A 17718-nucleotide genomic window follows, 5' to 3' on the forward strand; every position below is an offset into this window, starting at 1 on the left:
GTTTTTCTGGAAAAGCAGTTGACGAATAGAAGGGAAGGTAATATAATAGAACTTGTCAGAAAGACAACAACATACCCAGCAACACATACATATCATGATTCCGTAGCTCAGCTGGGAGAGCGCTACCTTGACAGGGTAGAGGTCGCTGGTTCGAGCCCAGTCGGAATCATAGTTTAAACCCTTGCGTAGCAAGGGTTTTTTATTTTGCTTATTTATTGATTTTGTCATCATTCATCGAGTTGGGGACGAATTGGGGACGAATTTATTTTTTTGAGCTGATATTGAAGGGGAATTCAAAATCAACTCTGTTTTTGTGCTAGGTTTCTAGGATCGAACTGGTTAAAGTGTTTTACTGTGCTATTTTCGAATTTCTCGGTAACATGACCATAAATATCACTAGTTGTTCGAGCACTGGCATGTCCAGCTCTTCTTTGAATAGCACTGAGACTTTCGCCAGCTTCCATAAGGAGAGCCACCATCGTATGCCGCAAGTCATGAAGACGAACATCTTTTAGGCCGTACTTCTTTTTTATTTTAGTCCATTTTGCAGTAGGGGTTGTATAGTAGTAAGGTTTTCCTTTACCACTGTGAAATACATATTGATGTTCTCCACCTTCCCAGGCATCGCCAAGCAACAATTTTTCTTTTTTCCATATGCGATAATATTTAGCCAACTCATCCATATAAAAATCAGGCATTTTAACGAATCGTTGAGAACTTTTTGACTTCGGACTTTTGACGTGAGGCTCTCCGTTAATTGTTTTAGAAATTGATCTATTTACGTATATTCCTCCTTTGTCCCAATCTACATCCAAGTGCCATTCGCAAGCAAGAGCTTCTCCTCTACGAAGGCCCCCGATAAGAGCTGCAAGATAATATAAGCGCCATTTAATATCTATTTCATACAGCACTTTAATACAATCTGCTGCTTCCTCTGATTCAAGAAAGTTCATTTCCTTATTCTCAGCTTCAGGTGAACTCAATCCTTCCATTGGATCATCTTTTACCAATTTCCATTCCTCTGTTGCGGTTTTAAACAATGCTTGCAGAATTTTAAATATATCTTTGATTGTTTGATCTCCTAATCCGCCAGGCTTTCCATCTTTTCTAGCTCCATCTTTAGATAAATCATCAATAAAATCAACAATGTGAAGACTTTTTATTTTGTCTATTTTTTTATGACCTAATGCTGGGAGGATGTGATTGTTTAAGTGATTTGAATACTTAACAGATGTTGTATAAGAGTAAGGTTTCCCATTTTTATTAAAGAGTTTCTTTTCAACCCATTTCTCCGCAAATGATTCGAAAGTAGCTTTTTCAGGAGCAATATACTCGCCGGCCTCTACTTCAATTCTGAAACGGTGCAGCTGATCTTCAAGGTACTCCTGTAATTTCCGTTTAGACTTTAATATTTTTGGATCTTCGATACGAATGGATTTCTTTTTTCTATCTCTTTTACCGTTTGCGTCATAACCATTTTCGACTATTAACCTAAAAGATTTTTCACTGCGTCTTTCAATACTAGCCATGTGGCAACCTCCTTGTTCTATTAATTCATTTGATAGAGCTTTTGATGCCAGTGAATAGAAAACTGTTTTCTTTTGTACATCTCAAGCCGTTTAGCTGCGAAAGGGTATGTGACGTTAAAGGTATCCCCAATTAACTTTACAGCCTCCGATTGCATGCGCGGCAACGAAATCTTTTCGAGCATGAATGTCGGTACACAAAAGTGATACATGAAACTATTGGCCTGATATTCTTGAAGCTCTCTAAACATTCTATTCATATTAAATTGGTTTCCGGCATGCTTCAGCACATGGGCGAGTTCATGAACGAAGTCTTGCCATTGCTCTTGTGGTGAAGCTCGAATATCTATAACCATGCTGTAGAGCCCATTTATACAAAACATGCTACTATTGGTTTTTTCGTAGTGTATCCATATCTTAAAAGCAGCTGCAATGCGCTCCATATCTATGTCCTCAGGAGTAAGCATATTTAATTTTGTATAAATCTTTTTCACTTCTTCTTCTAGATGTGATAACTGGATTGCCATAATAAACACCGCTATATGGGAATGTATGTTCTGTTTTTAGTATGAAAGAAAAGCCCAACAAATCGGGCCTTATATGTTTAAGAGCTTTTTCTTTTTCGCTGTGAATTCTTCCTCCGTTATAAGCCCTTCGTCTTTCAGAGAAGCATATTTTCTAATTTCAGAAGCGACATAGTCAAAATCAGAACTAATTGGCTTTTCATCGATTTTTGGCTTTTGAGGAGGTGTCTTTGTTGATTTCTTATTTGCCGTGTCAATAGACTTTCTAACATAATTAATGAATTTATCGTGATCACCTTCACAGATACTTTTAATTAGGTAATCACCATGAACCGTTTTAAAGTCTAATTGAAATCCAGTAAATGATTGTTTAATAACTGCAATACTATTGATTTCATCATATTTCCAAGTGATTAATCTGTGACCATCAGCCTTATCAGTAACAAGGTGTAAATTTTCTTTGGTTGCAATAAATAGTCCTTGAATTCGAACTTTTGTATCGGCTAAAATTCCGAAAATAACTTCCATCATAACTTCATTTTTTTTGCCTAACAACGGTTGTGCAGCATAATATGTTTTTCTAAATGCTCCAGATGCTTTTCTTTTCTTACCAGATATACTGTTATAAACTTCTTCATTTTTAAATGAAAATGCCAACTGTAATTTCCCCTTTTTAATGAATTAACTTTCTGTATTAGCTAAATTAAGTAGTTCCCAGCCGACCTTATGGTAGTCTAAATAATTTACAATTGTAATCAGTTTTCCTTTATTTTGAGGAAGTGTCAACAGTTATTCGACGATGTACGCACCTTGAATAGACAGCTTTTAGAGGAAAAAGGAGTGATTGAGCCAGGTGGAACAATTGACATTATTTCAGGAGGATTCCCTTGCCAGCCTTACAGTATTGCCGGGAAGCGAAGAGGCACGGAAGATGACCGCGACCTCTGGCCGGAAATGTTTAGGATCATCAAAGAACTTAGACCCACTTGGGTTGTTGGTGAAAACGTTGCTAACTTCGCAAACATGGAGCTCGACCGCACGCTATTTGACTTGGAAAGTGCGGGTTACAAAGGGCAATCGTTTATTATACCGGCTGTTGCCGTCGGCGCCCAACATCAAAGAGACCGAGTCTTTGTTGTGGCCCACTCCCAATGCATGGGACGGGAAAAGAGGTCCTTTATCGAAAAAGAAAGCAGAATCAGGCAAACATCAGATAAATCTTATAACTGCAATCAAATTATATCCCACTCCGTTAGCGAGCGATGCAACCAAATGGAACAACATGACGGAGGAAGAAAGACGAGCGAAAAAGCAATATGTCAGGTTGGGAAATACAGTCTCAAGCCTAGAGGGGGAGAGAGTCGGTGGGCAACTGAACCCGACGTGGGTCGAGTGGCTCATGGGGTTCCCAACCGGGTGGACAGAATTAAAGGATTAGGCAACGCGGTTGTGCCTCAGCAGATTTACCCCATATTCAAAGCGATTATGGATCAGGAGGCGGCATCATGATCGAATACAGCTGCCCTGAATGTGATTACGCTGAATTCAACGGAATTAAAAAAGATAGGGATGAAAGTCCCTATCTCCTGAAAAGATTAAACCCAACCTTGATAAAAGCCAGTCCAAGATCCGTCACTATTCTGCCATGCATCTTTTAAATAAAATTTTGTACCGAAAACTTCAATTACATTTTTCAATTCTGCTCTAGAATTAGCCCCCAGATAATAATCTTGTAAAACTGCTTGGGGTGATATTGATTCGTGATTTGTACTATGGTTTGTAGGGCTTGTAGCAAAGGCAGGAGCAGCAGAAATAAGTAAAGCAAGGGACAATGCAGAACCAGTTAAAACTTTTTTCAATTTCATTTTAAACACTCCCTTTGTTTTTAATACAATTGTATTATTACACATTATACAAAAATATCCAAGGTAATTATTGTTAATGTTTTGTGAACGTGAATTTAGTTAGGGGGATTTGATGGCACTAAGGATACTGTTTCTACTGATGGGATGCGGATTCTGGATTTATTTCCAACACGATTACAGGCCGGACATGAAAGCGAACCTTGCTTTGATCGGGGCGATCATTTCATTCACGGCTGCGGCTTATTTTAAAGATATTGATAAGTATACAGAGAAAAAGCGTTGAATAATGCATTGTAAACCAGTCGATCAAAGAAAAAAGCAGGCCTGATGGCCTGCTAATTAAAAGTGATATTTTTTTGTGTATGAATCAGGGAATTTAGCTCCTACTGATTGTCCACCAATGTTTACGCCTAATAAAAATGATCCTTTTATGTGAATCTTAACTCCTCTGTTTTTATCATAAAAAGTGGAGTTTGACATAGATTGATGCCAAGAAGATGGGAAGCTTGAAGAATCAGATTTAATGGATGTTATCTTTTTGAACTTTTTAGATTTTCCTGATCCTGTGTATGTATATTTGAAGTCAATCCACATATCATGTGGTAACCAAAAAGAATATGCCCATCTTAAACTTTCTGCATTACTCCAACGTATTCTTTTTGTTGCTGTCTTTGTAGAAGATGCAGCTAAGAATGTATAGCTAGTTGGAGTTGTGTTATCATTATACTCCTGAACGTTCTGCTTCTTATTTTTCGAAGCTTTTTCATAATCAGCAACAGCTTTCTTAAATTCTTCTACATTATCAAATTTGATTGTAGGTGTACCTTTTGGTAAGTTATAAACTAGCTCCACGCTATCTGTTTGCTTATCAAACTTTTGAAGTTCTTGTTTGATAGTTTTTTGGTCTTTTTGGACTGCTGTTGTAGCTTTAGTATTGAATGGAGTAAATATTAAAGCTGTACAGAGTGCGACTAAAACTGCGACTTTTTTCATGTTGAAGACTCCTTTGTTTAATAATGTAACGTATGTTATAATAACATGTAAAACTATGGTAGTCTATATATTTTTGAAAAAAAGGAGAAATTATGAAGTTATCAAGAAGGAAAGTATATTCTCTTTTAAGTATTATCACAGTTGTAATCTTGTCTCTTATCCCTGGATTAGGTCTATTTGCCGATAATGAATTTTCTAAGCCTCATTATTTATTTGGATATCCAGCTAAATGGTTTGGTTATTCTGGAGATTTTCTTTTTAGTTTTCAAGTCTTTAATTTGTTGTTCAATTTTGCTCTTTTCTATTTTGTTTATGCAATATTAGATAAACTACGTAAAGTTCTATGGGAAAATCTATTACACATTAAAAACAGACTCTCAAACAGATAAAAATAAAATACATGTCCTAGACGGAAAGCCTGCGGACACTGAACTTACAGCATTAGCGCTGTTCGTTCGGTGTCCGTTTTTTTTATTCCGCAACAATCAAGATGTCTATCACGATCACTAGGATGAAAGGAGTGATTGGACATGAAACAATCACAAAAGAAACCATCACAAAAGCAACAGGAGCGCTCAGATCGTTTCTGGCAATCAATGATGAACACTAACATGCAAACACTCAGACGCGGCAAAGGCGGCGCTTATAAATGCAGAAAGTAAAAGGGGAGTTTCAGGATGAAATACGGATTCGCTTATAAAAACGGAAAGCTTGTAAATATCTTTTGCGGCAAAGAAGAGCTCTATAACGAGTTGAAAGCCTTCTTGGTCAAAACCTTCAGTATCAGTGTGAAAGAGGTATCGAGGCCTCAATATATCGCAGAGCAAAAAGCAAACAACTGGAATGACACTTACTCTATTTAACTATCAGGAGGGAAAGCACTATGACAGATCAAATGATTGCATGGGAGATTGAGGGATGGATTCGTGATTATAAATTCATGCTGCGGGAGATTTCACGACTAACACGCATTCTTGATACATCAGTAGTATCAAGTGTTACGGGAACAAATGGAGTGTCCCAATATGGGATTGAGGCGACACTGCCCAAAGGAAGTAAGGGCATCAGTCAGGCTGAATTAAGACAGTTAGACAGAAGAGAAAAACGACTGTATAAGTTCGAAGCAATCGTTGATTTCCTGGATAGAGCAATTGAGGAATTGACTGATGAAAAGCACCGTATTGTTTTGGATTGTATGCTGGACGGCATGAAATATCGTGAAATAGCTCTACATCTTGGCGTCTCTCGTGAAACGATTAGGAGGATCAAAGAAAAGATTGTGTGCCATTTGTGCGAAGTGTGCCAAACATGTAAGCTTTTGCAATTGTTGAAACAGATAAAATCGGCAGTGTAAAATGGGAGGCGGGATCGGCGCGGCGGATTATTCCTGCGTCACCAATTTTATTTTTTTAATCAGAAACTTATGTAAGAAAACCCTATAGAATAGGGTTAAAATATAAAACATCTGTTCGTATCAGAAGGTAATTACTACCTTGACAGGGTAGAGGTCGCTGGTTCGAGCCCAGTCGGAATCATAGCTTATCAATTTTCTAAGAAAAGCTCCCACAGAATAGGGAGCTTTTCTATTTTCACATCACTTGCCATAAAGCGTATTAATTATATAAAACTTTTATAGGTGATAAGAGATTTAGTGATGTTTTTTATACGATTTGACATAATCATAATAATGATCATCGTCATCGTAATACTTTTTATCGTAATGATAATCGTGATCATCATCATAATACTTCTTGTCATGATCAAAATCATAATACTTTTTGTCGCAATCATAATGCTTCTTATCGCAGTCATAATACTTCTTGTCGCAATCATAATGCTTTTTATCGTGGTCGTAATACTTCTTGTAATAAGTTTTTTTCCAAGTGTAATACTCTTCTTTATATTTTTTATAATAACCCAATGTAAACCCTCCTATTGTTTTGATCAAAATTAATATATGAAGTTTATATTATATGGTATGGTCAAATTCACTGATATTTTATTAATAGGGCTGTTTAAAATAAGTTAGGTGAAAAAATTCGATCACAGTGATTAGACGAACTATTGTATGCCGAAAGTTATGAAGACGAACATCTTTTAGACCGTACTTCTTTTTAATGTTAGCTCACTTTACGGTAGGGCTTGTATAGTAGTAAGGCTTTCCTTAACCACTGTTGATTTTTATTCTCAGGATACTACTGTTTCAACTAATAGGATGCGGCTTTAGGATATATGTCCAACACGATTACAGGCCGGGCATGAGAGCGAACCCTACTTTGATCGGGGGAATCATTTCATTCACGCTGCGGCTTACTTAAGAGATATTGAAATTATATAGAGAAGAGGGAGGACAAATGAACGAATTTTTAGAAATCAGAACCTGCTTTAGATTGAACCAGATCTGTTTCAATTCACAAAAAGCTCCTAATCCAGAGAGAGTAGTCAGGGGGGTTGTTTTTCCAGCTGCTTAATAGGTCAAGCGGAAGGATATCGTTTATAGCAATTAAGATATCTTTTATGTATGGCTTTCTTCTGTTCAGACATAATGGATTTTGATTTTGTGTAAGCGTTATCAGATTGTGTTCTAAAGAGGATTATTCGATGTATGCACAGATAAGCTGGCGTCCTCTAAAGAACATGAAATGTTTATTAAAAAAGCAATTTTTATAGCAATTAAATCAATCGAATTGTCAGCAACACTCGCATAATCTTTATAAAATGGGTTGATGTTATTGGCACCTTTGCCGGAAAACTCACTGTCATTTAAATCTGCTCCGGCATTGAAGGCTTCTTGAGATTGACCATCTGGCTTCTTCTTCTCTTGAATTCTCTTGATCAGCTCTCAGCTTCAGATAGCAATGTTTTAGCTTCAAAGATTTTCATGATCATATCCTTACCTTTTTGAGTCCTGTGGCACGAAAAAGTTCATTTGATAATGATGAAGTGTTTCAATTGTTTAAAGGCATCTTATTATTTCCACCATTTAAATCTCAGTTCCTACACATATCTTTAAATTATATCCCTCTCCCAATAAAGTTAGCAGATACTGGCTTTAAGTTTAATTCTCTTGCCCAAACAGATAGTTGTCCAATGTGATGAATTTCGTGAGCAACTATATGATGTAATATCTCACTCCTTTTGAACATTTCTTTCATCCATGGAATTGAAACAAGTTCATCTTCTAAATTGTCTAAGTCTGTGTCAACAAACTCCTTAATTTCAGTACGCAGAGTAACTGAAAGGGATTTAAGTTTTTGAATGGTATTGTAGTCACTAAAATTCACTGCAATGTCTTTCTTGCCTTGAATGGCACGAATCCAACTATATTCCACGTCAATGATATGAAAGAGGGTATATAAAATACTTTCAACTCCTCCAATGCGGTTTTTTAATAATTCCTCAGTAGTTAAGTGATTGCACCATTCAAACCATTCATCTCTTACCTGCCAGTTATACTCAAAAAATTTAATCATTGTAAACACTCCAAATATAATATTTGTTCCTCTGATAAAAATTAGCGTTTTATGCCTAAACTCCTTTTCTGCCGCTAATATATCATCCTCATCCTCTATTAAAATGCGTTCCCGCCGATTTTTGTTTTGTCTGCTTATATAGCGACATGTGCAGAGGATGGGAGGGAAATGAAATCAAAAAGTAAGATATACGTTCAATACTGGGAGGAATAGAAGGGCAAAAAACATTGCTCCTGCTCTGATTATGCTAGTACTCAACATACATTGAGCACTGAAACGTACAATTCAAGAAAAAAATAAGGATAGGCAAACAGCTCAAGAATGATCCAACTTTACAAAATCAAACATCAACGTATTGGTACATGTAAAAACAGAAAAAAAATGAGCATCCCGATTTCAATATCATCTGGATGCTTAATGTGTGCAATGTTTTGTTTTATCTTTTCGCAATGAGATAAAGTGATATGGCTCTTTGGGTTTGAAGAGGATTATGAATCGTAATCACCCACTGGTTTCTTCTCCTTGGATAGCTGCCTATTGCATACAATGGAGCATAATCACGTGGAGTAAACCCGCCATTAATGACCTTTATCTCTCTTCCTTCAAGATAACAAACAAGGTATTCACCAGGATCTATGACCTGTTGGTTAGTCCATGCGTAAGAATAAAAGCCGTCACCAAGATCCTCGGTGGAAGATGGCGGTATAAAGCCATCTACATTCAATGTGATTTCTCTTCTTCGCTGTCTTTCTGAAAAGTCTTGATTTCTTTGCATGTGATGAGCAGGTGGTGAGTGAGGAATTAACGCAGGAACATAATAGTAATGATACAACGTAACCACTCCTTCGTTTACATTCATACAAAGTGTATGTTGGCATATTTCGTTAATTCCTGTTTTGTTTCACGTTGACTAAGAATGGAACTAAAGGAGTGAGGATCATGAACTTGTCTATTTTTGTTTTACGCCTGCCTTCATTTTTTGTATAGCAAGTTATTTGATAATGAGATCTTTTTGCAATTGACTAGTTTTATAGACCTCCTATTTTTCTTTGTTTTTATGATATAATGGATATGTTTTGCAGTAAACTATATTATTGGTAACGGAGGAAATGATATGAAGTGGTATTGGGATGGCTTAAAGAACTATGTCAATTTTGAAGGCAGAGCTCGGCGAAAGGAATACTGGATGTTTCATCTTTTTAATGGCATCATTTGTGTTATTTTATTACTATTATCATTAATACTAGTTGGATTATTTACATCAGGCCCATTGGCTGCAGAAGGATATGCCAGTTCTCAAGTAGGATACGTAATTGGATATGGCGGGGGATTACTGGCATATATTCTGATCTTTCTTTATCAGTTAGCTGTTTTTCTTCCGTCGCTTGCTCTCAGTATCCGCAGATTGCATGATATCGGCAAAAGTGGCTGGTGGATATGTATAGGCTTTATTCCGGTAGTCGGTCCTATTATCATGCTTGTCTTTAACTGCCAAGATAGTGAAACAAAAGTTAATCAATATGGAGAAAATCCTAAGGATGCTATAAATGAATCGTAAATTCCGCCCCAATTGTTAGACAACGAGTTTAGCGATTGGGGTGTTTTTTATAGCCTGAAGAACTCATAAGGAAACTAAATATTCAAGATAGAGAACAACTTCACCAAAGAGGGAGGAATAAATCAACCTTAGAGAATGTTGTGCTGTAAGATATCGGCATGTATGATTTTACATTATGTTGTTTAAAAAGGTTAACTGCATTTTGAATAGTTGTTGTTATTTTTTCTTCTTAAACCAATTAAAAAGAGTTGTTATCCACTAACTTAGAACCACTTCCTAAGCACCTTTGTTATAATTTTCGCAAAGGATTGAATTAATATGCTGATCAAGAAGACATGTAAGAATGGAACGAATCAAAGTGAACTTAATGGACAAACTTATATGGATTAAAAAGAAGAGAGGAGGGTGGAAATGAGTAAAAAATGGTTGCAAATAATAACTGCGTTATTTCTATCCACTTTTATATTAATGGGCTGTAATAACGATCAAAATAATAATGATCAAGATAACAATACTCCAGATGTTGAGGAGAACGATCAGGATAATAACGGTAACAATGCGCCGGGTGTTGATGAGGACGATACGATCAATAAAGATGATGAAAAAGATAATGAGACCGATCCCGAAGATCCGGTTGAGGATAATGAAGATGCCGATAAAGATAAAAAAGATGAGTAAGAAAACAGCACATCATCATTGTTTGCAGAAGAACCGACTCTTCGTGCAGAGAAGTTTTATAACTCTTTTCCATGCTTTGTGAAAGGCTCTAAAATGACAAAAAGCTCTGTCCTTAGTGGATGGGGCTTATTGTGTGTTTGTGACACGTTTTTGAAATGAATATTATTTACCGAATTTAAAACATAAGAAAAATTCAAATAATACTTTAGAATCATTGATTTCAACTCGAATTTTTGATAACTAATAATTGTCTACATTGTCAAAAGGAGTTGGAATCATGAACAAGTTTTTCTTGGCTCTCTTTTTATCCGTTTTCACTTCTGTCAGCATTGTTTCAACAGCAAATGCAGCAGTAATCGATCATGACAAGGTTGTCGGCTTTAAAGAGGCAGCGCCTGCCACTGTTACTCAAAAAGCGGCGAAACGTTTTCAGCCATATTTGAAGGTTTATAGCGGCTGCGTTCCTTTTCCTGCAGTCGATGCACAAGGCAATACAAGTGGAGGTTTAGAGCCTACTGGAGCGCCTGAAGGACATTGCAGCAAAAATACTGGACAAGTATATTCGCGTTCTGCATGGTACAATGGGGTTTGGGCAATTATGTATTCCTGGTATTTTCCAAAAGATGAAGCCTCGCCAAAATTAGGTCACAGACATGACTGGGAAGGAATCGTTGTATGGATTGATAATCCAGCAAATCAAAATCCAAAAGTTTTATCCATTGCATATTCCGGACACGGAAAATTCACAAATGCAGCACCGAGTGGAAGCAACATGAGAGATCATCATCCTTTGATTGCATATGACAGCACTTGGCCGCTGAACCATGAATTACGTATGAGCGATGATGTAGTTGGCGGAACTCAACCGTTAATCGGATGGGATGATTTAACTCCTGCCGCAAGGAATGCATTAAATACAACTGATTTCGGTAAAGCAAATGTTCCTTTTAATGATAATAACTTTACCATCAATTTAAAGAAAGCATGGTTTAAATAAAAACATCTTGGTGTTGAGAAGAGTCCTTACAAAGAAGGATTCTTTTTTTTGACTTACACGAATTTCTATTAGTTGCAGTTTCTAAACAATAGCTGATTGGGAATGATTACTTTAAAAAATGGAACGAATGATAATAAGAGAAGTCCTTGTCGGAAAGCCTTGTCTCTCAAGAATCTCTCTGTGGTGTAAATGATGTCTGTCTTTTAAAAGAGAGGATAAGATTCAAGCCGCAATCTATTTACCATTAAGAGTAGTAATTAAGGTTCAAAATATTGACAAATCGATGTGTTTTCAACAAAAGGGCAGCCCCTTCCTGTATACTGAGTCCGTAATTACAATGAAGAAAGGGATAATAAAATGAAAATCAGTTTGGAGAAAAAAGCAGGTTTCTGGAAGAAGGCAGCGATTTCATCACTTATTTTCACCATGTTTTTTACCCTGATGCTGAGTGATACGGTTTTTGCGGCCGGACTGAACAAGGATCAAAAGCGCCGGGCGGAACAGCTGACCAGTATCTTTGAAAACGGCACGACGGAAATCCAATACGGATATGTGGAACCCTTGGGGGATGGAAGAGGCTATACATGCGGCCGGGCAGGCTTTACAACGGCTACCGGGGATGCATTGGAAGTAGTTGAAGTATACACAAAGGCAGTACCGAATAACAAACTGAAAAAGTACCTGCCTGAATTGCGCCGTCTGGCCGAAGAAGAAAGCGATGACATAAGCAACCTCAAGGGATTTGCTTCTGCCTGGCGCTCGCTTGGAAATGATAAAGATTTCCGTGCTGCCCAAGACAAGGTAAATGACCGCTTGTATTATCAGCCTGCCATGAAACGATCAGAGAATGCCGGATTGAAAACAGCACTGGCAAAAGCTGTGATGTACGATACAGTTATTCAGCATGGCGATGGTGATGACCCTGACTCTTTTTATGCCTTGATCAAACGCACGAATAAAAAGGCGGGCGGCTCACCTAAAGACGGAATAGAAGAGAAGAAATGGTTAAATAAATTTCTGGACGTGCGCTATGACGACCTGATGAATCCAGCAGATCCGGACACCCGTGATGAGTGGAGAGAATCGGTTGCCCGTGTGGATGTGCTTCGCTCTATTGCCAAGTCGAACAACTACAATCTGAACGGACCGATCAATATCCATTCAACAGAATACGGTGATTTCGTAATCAAATAAGCAGCGAGTGTATAGAAACCGGCTGCACCCTTTGCGTATACACCCGCCGCCCTCATTAATATGGCGGGGGTTAACGTGTGGAACCGATTGTGTAAATGTCATTACCATTACTTAGCCCTTCTCAGAGAAGGGCTTTTTTCAATAATCTGCTTTTCCGATTCAATGAAAAAAACCAGATTCACTAGGCATGAATGTATCTGATCCAACGGCAGTCACATCAGCAATTAGTCTTAATACATAATTCTAGACTTGTTTTCATGCTGGCTGATCCTCTAAATAAAGAGTGTTTTTCTTACAGTAAACGGAACAGTTTCTGTCATATTACATTCTTTAAACTTATTGTGTTGACTGAAAGATAAATTATGCTTTGGCAGATACAGAACTAGTACTAATGACGAATGGTCACTCTTAAGAGTTTTTTTGTTATTGGTCAAAAGGGGTGAATGAATGCCTGCTCAAAAGACAGAATAAGGGTGAAGCTGATATTCCAATGTTTTCAGAAAAGAGGTGAAAGCATGACAAAAAAAGGGATTCAAAATTCAAGTATTGAACAAATGAGAAATGATCATGAGACTGAAACAGCATTCAAAGCAGATGATCCTAAAAAACATGGTACAGATTCAAAGAGGACAAAATAAGTTTTGTTTCACAAGATTTAGGCCAATTGTTTTTGGCCTGTCGTATTGATTGATAAGGAATGGGAGTGGATGATGTGACTCAAAAAAATGGAGCAGACAGACCTGATGATTATAAAAGATTTTCTGAAATCGACAAGGATTTTGATTTTAATCAAACCCTACATGGCAATCCTAAGTCGGAGACATTAGACAAGAACGAACAAACAAATAACAAAGAAGATGTAAACGAAAATATGAATGTGGCAGGAAGATATTTTGAACCGTCAGATTACAAAGGAAGCACGCAATTGGAACAGGGTTTGGCAGAAACGCATGAACAAGTCAGTGATGACTATTTTGAGGGAACCATCGACCAAAACTTGGACTAATCATCAAGCGGAGCTGACTCGAATGAATTTGAGTTAGTTCCGTTTTTATTTTTCATCTGATCGACGGCTACTTCTGAGGCCTTTTTCAAAAGAGGTGTGGAAATAATGCATTCACGGTTTATGTGAACGGGCCTGACAGCTGCGGGCATTTGCGAAACGAAAAGGAAACCGAAGCCTGATAATCTTTTAAAAGAAGAGAACCCTTCTCATTACAAGAGTGTCTATAACAAGCAATTATATTTAATCTTTTTCAGGCTTGAATAGAGAAAAAGGTTCATGCTGATGCATGAAACAAAACGTAAAGATGCTCTCAATCTCTTTTCTCTAGTTGGAAAAATTGATAAAATTTATGCAGAAGAATGAAAAAACACGATTCGGTTGGTAGTCCGGATGCATTTTACATGTCAGTAACCTTCCCCTCCTCGGGATGTCCGTCATTCTTTCATCATTTAAAAGAGGGGGGAATCGTTATGAAATTAACGATTTACTACGATGGTCAGTTTTGGGTAGGCGTTATCGAGGTTGTGAAAAACGGAAAACTAAAGGCCTCTCGGCATTTGTTTGGCAATGAGCCGAAGGATTCTGAAGTATTCGATTTTGTTAATAGGCAGCTCTTAAAGACTCTGTCTCAGTCTGAGCAGGAAGGAGTTCGTGTAAAAGCCCAAGATCAGAAAAAGATAAATCCGAAAAGATTGCAACGTCAGGTTTCGAAGGAATTAAAACGTGCCGGAGCATCCTTAAAGGCACAGGAAGCCATGAAACAAGAGTTTGAAGCGAACAAGCAAAAGAAAAAACAAATAACCAAAGAACAAAGAGAGAAAATAAAAGAACAAAAGTATCTCCTCAGAAAGCAAAAAGCTAAAAAAAAGCATAGAGGAAAATAGCTTAAGAAAGCAGGCATAGAGCCTGCTTTCTTATATGTTTTTACACTTTAGCGTATCTCCAATGGATAAAGTCTTTTTCTTTAGCGTCCAGTTTAAACCCTAACTTCTCCAAAATATGTTGTGAACCAATATTGCCATGTTCACATCTAGCCGTAATACAGCTAACATTCTCTTGGCTTAATGCCCAGTTTATTAACTTTTGAGCAGCCTCAAAACAATAACCTTTACGGCGGTGACTTTTATTTGTTGCAAAACCGATTTCAACCATGCCATCCGTATCAGGGTCACCTAAAAATCCAATTCCTCCAACAATTTCAAAATTATCCTTCTTTAAAATGATCCATGAATCGAATCCTTTTGTTCCTTTGTTTTTCATTAAAATCTCGCGGAAATAAGGAATTGCTTCAAAAAAATCGGAGTTTGGCCATTCCCCATTTGTTTTATAACCCAGGTCTATAATAGCCTGATGATCCCGTTTAGATGCAGCGTCTAGAAGGTTAACATCAATCGTTTTTAATAGTAACCGATCCGTTTCAAGAAGAACCATCTCTTTAGCCTCTCTTCTGCTTGATATCCATACTTGTGAATCCTTTTTTACGTTAATTTATCCCGAGAATGAATTGGTACTTCATAACATAATTTTTTCTCTCTTTAACGTATCCGTCATATGTGCCACACCAGAAAAATTCATTAACTAGGTACAGGAAAACGATTAAGAAATCAGTATGCCTTCAAAATGGTAAGAAAAACCGTCTGCATCTAAATACTAAATAGAAAAAATGGATGACACGGAGTAAAGGGGGAGCAGAGTTGGTGCTTGCTCTTTATTATTTATCATTCACAGGAATATGCATAAGTTTGGCGGTGAGAACAAAGCAGTCGCAGACTTTCCTAAGACATACACATACTTTGATGCTCACCAATCGTCTTCAGCAGGCTGCGCATCGAATTTGTCATGTAAGCGTCTTTGTGACGAATAAAGATGGTTGAGATCATGCTATATTTCTCAGGCAGCGGGTGACAATAAACCTTACCTGCGGCTGAAAGATGTGTAATGGCAGATTCGGGTACGACTGTGATTCCAAGACCAAGTGCAACACTGTTTAAAATGGTCTCTAGAATGTTAAATTCCAAAATTCTTTTTGGAAGCAAACCTTCATCTTTGAGCCAATGTTCTAGCCTAGAACGATATCCGCATCCTTGATTAGACACAAGGATCGGCGTCGTCATAAAATCCTCTATTTGAAACGTTTTATTTGCTGTTACTAGAGTAAGTTTTTCAGTATTGACATCATATTGTTCGAGTATGGAGTGCTTAATTGGCCCTGATATAAAAGCCCCGTCTAATTCGTGGTTAGTTACCTTCTCAATCAGTTCCTCTGTTAAGCCAGCCTGCAATGATAAATCAACGTTAGGATACTTTTTATAATAGGAGGCTAAGATGGTCGGCAGTATCCTCACTGTTTCCACTGTCCCGATTTTTAATATTCCCGACGGTATATCACTATCAAGAAAGACTTGTTTTAGCTCTTCAACATCTATCAAGATTTTGTTTACGTATTCAAGCATTTTTCGGCCCTCGGGATTTAATGTGACCCCTTTTTTATGCCGATTGAAAAGAGGTGTTTTGAGTTCGTTTTCTAATTGCTTAATACGTGCTGTTACATTGGATTGTACATAGCTTAATTCCTTTGCAGCGCTGGTAATACTTTTGTGATGGGCAACGCTTTGGAAAATTTGTAAGTCTCGCAACTCCATTTGGTATCCCTCCTTCATTTAAAATATCATTATAAATGATGTTTTTCATCATTTTTATTCATTTTACATGATGTCATTCCTCTTTTTATAATTCTCATTGTCAATACAAGAAAAGGAGGAAATGACAATGAAAAACGGCCAATTATTCATTGGTGTCCTCACATGTTTAATAGCAAGTATGTCGTGGGGCGCAATGTTTCCAGTTGCGGATCATGCATTAGCATTTGTTGATCCATTTTATTTTTCATCTATTCGATACGGTGTGGCAGCAGTTATCTTAGTGATTTTATTATTGGTGAGGGAGGGGAAGAAATCATTTCGTTTAGAGGGTAAAGCAAAATTGCTCATTTTTTTTGGTGTGATGGCGTTTACTGTATACAATGTTTTTATTTTTTGGGGCCAAAGATTGATGGGGAAGTCTGGAATCATGACTGCGTCTATTGCAGAGGCACTGATGCCAATCATTTCTATTTTTATCCTTTGGGGGTATAAACATGTGAAGCCGAAAAAATATAAGATTCTATCTATTATGATTGCTTTTTTTGGAGCCGCATTTGTTATTACCAAAGGTGATATGAGTTTCTTTTATACATTGAGAGATAATCTGTTTTCGCTAACCTTTATTTTAATGGGTGTTGTGGGATGGGTCATTTATACAATGGGAGGACAGATGTTTCAAGAATGGTCTACACTGCGCTATTCAACATTGACATGTTTATTTGGTACAGCTATAACGGGTATTCTAACAGCTGCGCTCACCGCTCAAGGATACGTGTCCATACCTAGTATAAATGTGATTGCTGAAATTAAGTATGACTTATTATTTATGATTACTTTACCAGGTATCGTAGCTCTCCTTAGCTGGAACTATGGTGTTAAAATTTTATCACCCATTAACGGGATTTTATTTATTAACTTTGTTCCCATTACTACATTGTTGATCATGATGATACAAGGATTTAAAATCACCATTTTTGATATAGCAGGAACAATGCTTGTCATGACAGCACTTATTCTAAATAACATTTTTCAGCGTAGGGAAGATAAAAATGATAAGCAATCTTTAGAAAATAAACAAACACAGTTGACTATTTCTTAAACGTTGGAGGATGCTATATGTTTGAAGGTTTATTGTTTTTTATTTCGGCTGGAATTGTCTGCGAACTAGCAGCAATTAATCGAAATGGCCGCAAAAATATAAAACAACAGGAGGAGTTCAATCAACTTTTAAAAGAACTTCTTAATAAAGACACCAAATAATC

24 protein-coding genes, 1 tRNA gene and 2 pseudogenes are annotated in these 17718 nt (G+C 37.2%); 16 read left to right on the forward strand and 11 right to left on the reverse strand.

The window, feature by feature from the left end; translation table 11 throughout:
* The first annotated feature begins 96 nt into the window (after positions 1–96).
* Positions 97–169: transfer RNA gene (locus NSU16_RS06410), tRNA-Val, on the forward strand.
* A gap of 130 nt (positions 170–299) precedes the next feature.
* On the opposite strand, the gene NSU16_RS06415 is transcribed toward NSU16_RS06410, so the two are convergent.
* The 3 genes from NSU16_RS06415 to NSU16_RS06425 form a co-directional block, all read right to left on the reverse strand.
* Positions 300–1529 carry a site-specific integrase gene (locus NSU16_RS06415; RefSeq protein ID WP_339192325.1) on the reverse strand — a complete coding sequence of 410 codons (1230 nt, stop codon included), beginning with the start codon at positions 1527–1529 and terminating at the stop codon, positions 300–302.
* Positions 1530–1549: 20 nt separating this feature from the next.
* Positions 1550–2053 (reverse strand): ImmA/IrrE family metallo-endopeptidase, encoded by a 504-nt coding sequence (locus tag NSU16_RS06420; RefSeq protein ID WP_339192327.1) that lies wholly within the window; start codon positions 2051–2053, stop codon positions 1550–1552.
* 69 nt (positions 2054–2122) lie between these two features.
* Positions 2123–2707, reverse strand: coding sequence for an SHOCT domain-containing protein (locus NSU16_RS06425; RefSeq protein WP_268322191.1), 585 nt, complete (start codon positions 2705–2707; stop codon positions 2123–2125).
* A gap of 81 nt (positions 2708–2788) precedes the next feature.
* On the opposite strand from NSU16_RS06425, the gene NSU16_RS06430 reads away from it, so the two are divergent.
* Positions 2789–3559, forward strand: coding sequence for a DNA cytosine methyltransferase (locus tag NSU16_RS06430; protein WP_339192658.1), 771 nt, complete (start codon positions 2789–2791; stop codon positions 3557–3559).
* An 86-nt stretch (positions 3560–3645) separates the two neighbouring features.
* On the opposite strand, the gene NSU16_RS06435 is transcribed toward NSU16_RS06430, so the two are convergent.
* Positions 3646–3915, reverse strand: coding sequence for an LCI fold-containing protein (locus NSU16_RS06435; protein WP_326219135.1), 270 nt, complete (start codon positions 3913–3915; stop codon positions 3646–3648).
* Between the two features lie 112 nt (positions 3916–4027).
* On the opposite strand from NSU16_RS06435, the gene NSU16_RS06440 reads away from it, so the two are divergent.
* Positions 4028–4198 carry a hypothetical protein gene (locus tag NSU16_RS06440; RefSeq protein ID WP_339192332.1) on the forward strand — a complete coding sequence of 57 codons (171 nt, stop codon included), beginning with the start codon at positions 4028–4030 and terminating at the stop codon, positions 4196–4198.
* Between the two features lie 56 nt (positions 4199–4254).
* Here NSU16_RS06440 and NSU16_RS06445 read toward each other — a convergent pair whose 3' ends face one another.
* A complete protein-coding gene (locus NSU16_RS06445; RefSeq protein WP_268289093.1) occupies positions 4255–4908 on the reverse strand; it encodes a hypothetical protein in 654 nt (217 codons plus the stop codon).
* Between the two features lie 92 nt (positions 4909–5000).
* Between NSU16_RS06445 and NSU16_RS06450 the strand changes: the two genes are divergently transcribed.
* The 4 genes and pseudogenes from NSU16_RS06450 to NSU16_RS06465 all read left to right on the forward strand — a co-directional run bounded on the left by NSU16_RS06450 (position 5001) and on the right by NSU16_RS06465 (position 6262).
* Complete coding sequence (locus NSU16_RS06450; protein ID WP_103803582.1) at positions 5001–5297, forward strand: hypothetical protein; 297 nt, start codon at positions 5001–5003, stop codon at positions 5295–5297.
* Positions 5298–5438: 141 nt separating this feature from the next.
* On the forward strand, positions 5439–5570 hold the full coding sequence (locus NSU16_RS06455; RefSeq protein WP_339192338.1) for a hypothetical protein: 132 nt from the start codon (positions 5439–5441) through the stop codon (positions 5568–5570).
* Positions 5571–5585: 15 nt separating this feature from the next.
* Positions 5586–5755: pseudogene (locus NSU16_RS06460) on the forward strand (hypothetical protein).
* Between the two features lie 36 nt (positions 5756–5791).
* Positions 5792–6262, forward strand: coding sequence for a sigma-70 family RNA polymerase sigma factor (locus NSU16_RS06465; RefSeq protein WP_339192340.1), 471 nt, complete (start codon positions 5792–5794; stop codon positions 6260–6262).
* Between the two features lie 294 nt (positions 6263–6556).
* Here NSU16_RS06465 and NSU16_RS06470 read toward each other — a convergent pair whose 3' ends face one another.
* From NSU16_RS06470 to NSU16_RS06485, 4 genes and pseudogenes are all read right to left on the reverse strand, one after another.
* On the reverse strand, positions 6557–6829 hold the full coding sequence (locus NSU16_RS06470) for a hypothetical protein (protein ID WP_010333831.1): 273 nt from the start codon (positions 6827–6829) through the stop codon (positions 6557–6559).
* A 544-nt stretch (positions 6830–7373) separates the two neighbouring features.
* A pseudogene (locus NSU16_RS06475) lies at positions 7374–7791 on the reverse strand (T7SS effector LXG polymorphic toxin); the annotation flags it as partial.
* 131 nt (positions 7792–7922) lie between these two features.
* Positions 7923–8381 (reverse strand): DinB family protein, encoded by a 459-nt coding sequence (locus NSU16_RS06480; RefSeq protein ID WP_168747455.1) that lies wholly within the window; start codon positions 8379–8381, stop codon positions 7923–7925.
* A 436-nt stretch (positions 8382–8817) separates the two neighbouring features.
* Positions 8818–9213, reverse strand: a complete 396-nt coding sequence (locus tag NSU16_RS06485; RefSeq protein WP_168747456.1) for a hypothetical protein — start codon at positions 9211–9213, stop codon at positions 8818–8820.
* Between the two features lie 282 nt (positions 9214–9495).
* On the opposite strand from NSU16_RS06485, the gene NSU16_RS06490 reads away from it, so the two are divergent.
* From NSU16_RS06490 to NSU16_RS06520, 7 genes are all read left to right on the forward strand, one after another.
* The gene (locus tag NSU16_RS06490) at positions 9496–9939 is read left to right on the forward strand and encodes a DUF805 domain-containing protein (protein WP_268505376.1); all 444 of its coding nucleotides are present in this window, start codon (positions 9496–9498) and stop codon (positions 9937–9939) included.
* Positions 9940–10350: 411 nt separating this feature from the next.
* A complete protein-coding gene (locus NSU16_RS06495) occupies positions 10351–10617 on the forward strand; it encodes a hypothetical protein (protein WP_168747458.1) in 267 nt (88 codons plus the stop codon).
* A 277-nt stretch (positions 10618–10894) separates the two neighbouring features.
* Complete coding sequence (locus NSU16_RS06500) at positions 10895–11614, forward strand: NPP1 family protein (RefSeq protein ID WP_229147875.1); 720 nt, start codon at positions 10895–10897, stop codon at positions 11612–11614.
* Positions 11615–11971: 357 nt separating this feature from the next.
* Positions 11972–12808, forward strand: coding sequence for a chitosanase (gene csn, locus NSU16_RS06505; RefSeq protein ID WP_268446484.1), 837 nt, complete (start codon positions 11972–11974; stop codon positions 12806–12808).
* 515 nt (positions 12809–13323) lie between these two features.
* Entirely contained in the window at positions 13324–13446 is a 123-nt protein-coding gene (locus NSU16_RS06510; protein ID WP_168747461.1) for a biofilm-forming protein, read from the forward strand.
* A gap of 74 nt (positions 13447–13520) precedes the next feature.
* On the forward strand, positions 13521–13814 hold the full coding sequence (locus tag NSU16_RS06515) for a YozQ family protein (RefSeq protein ID WP_229147877.1): 294 nt from the start codon (positions 13521–13523) through the stop codon (positions 13812–13814).
* Between the two features lie 401 nt (positions 13815–14215).
* Complete coding sequence (locus tag NSU16_RS06520; RefSeq protein ID WP_286058698.1) at positions 14216–14698, forward strand: YjdF family protein; 483 nt, start codon at positions 14216–14218, stop codon at positions 14696–14698.
* A 40-nt stretch (positions 14699–14738) separates the two neighbouring features.
* Here the strand turns inward: NSU16_RS06520 and NSU16_RS06525 are convergent, their stop codons facing one another.
* Together NSU16_RS06525 and NSU16_RS06530 are read right to left on the reverse strand one after the other, a co-directional pair.
* A complete protein-coding gene (locus tag NSU16_RS06525) occupies positions 14739–15245 on the reverse strand; it encodes a GNAT family protein (RefSeq protein ID WP_339192345.1) in 507 nt (168 codons plus the stop codon).
* A gap of 344 nt (positions 15246–15589) precedes the next feature.
* Entirely contained in the window at positions 15590–16456 is an 867-nt protein-coding gene (locus NSU16_RS06530; protein ID WP_268446480.1) for a LysR family transcriptional regulator, read from the reverse strand.
* A 127-nt stretch (positions 16457–16583) separates the two neighbouring features.
* Between NSU16_RS06530 and NSU16_RS06535 the strand changes: the two genes are divergently transcribed.
* Together NSU16_RS06535 and NSU16_RS06540 are read left to right on the forward strand one after the other, a co-directional pair.
* Complete coding sequence (locus NSU16_RS06535; protein ID WP_268505385.1) at positions 16584–17555, forward strand: DMT family transporter; 972 nt, start codon at positions 16584–16586, stop codon at positions 17553–17555.
* 17 nt (positions 17556–17572) lie between these two features.
* On the forward strand, positions 17573–17716 hold the full coding sequence (locus tag NSU16_RS06540; protein WP_268505387.1) for a YrzO family protein: 144 nt from the start codon (positions 17573–17575) through the stop codon (positions 17714–17716).
* The last annotated feature ends 2 nt before the right edge of the window (positions 17717–17718 follow it).

Origin of the sequence: Bacillus sp. FSL K6-1003 (genome assembly GCF_037964945.1) — a bacterium.
In the GTDB taxonomy this organism is placed as follows: Bacteria; Bacillota; Bacilli; order Bacillales; family Bacillaceae; genus Bacillus; species Bacillus mojavensis.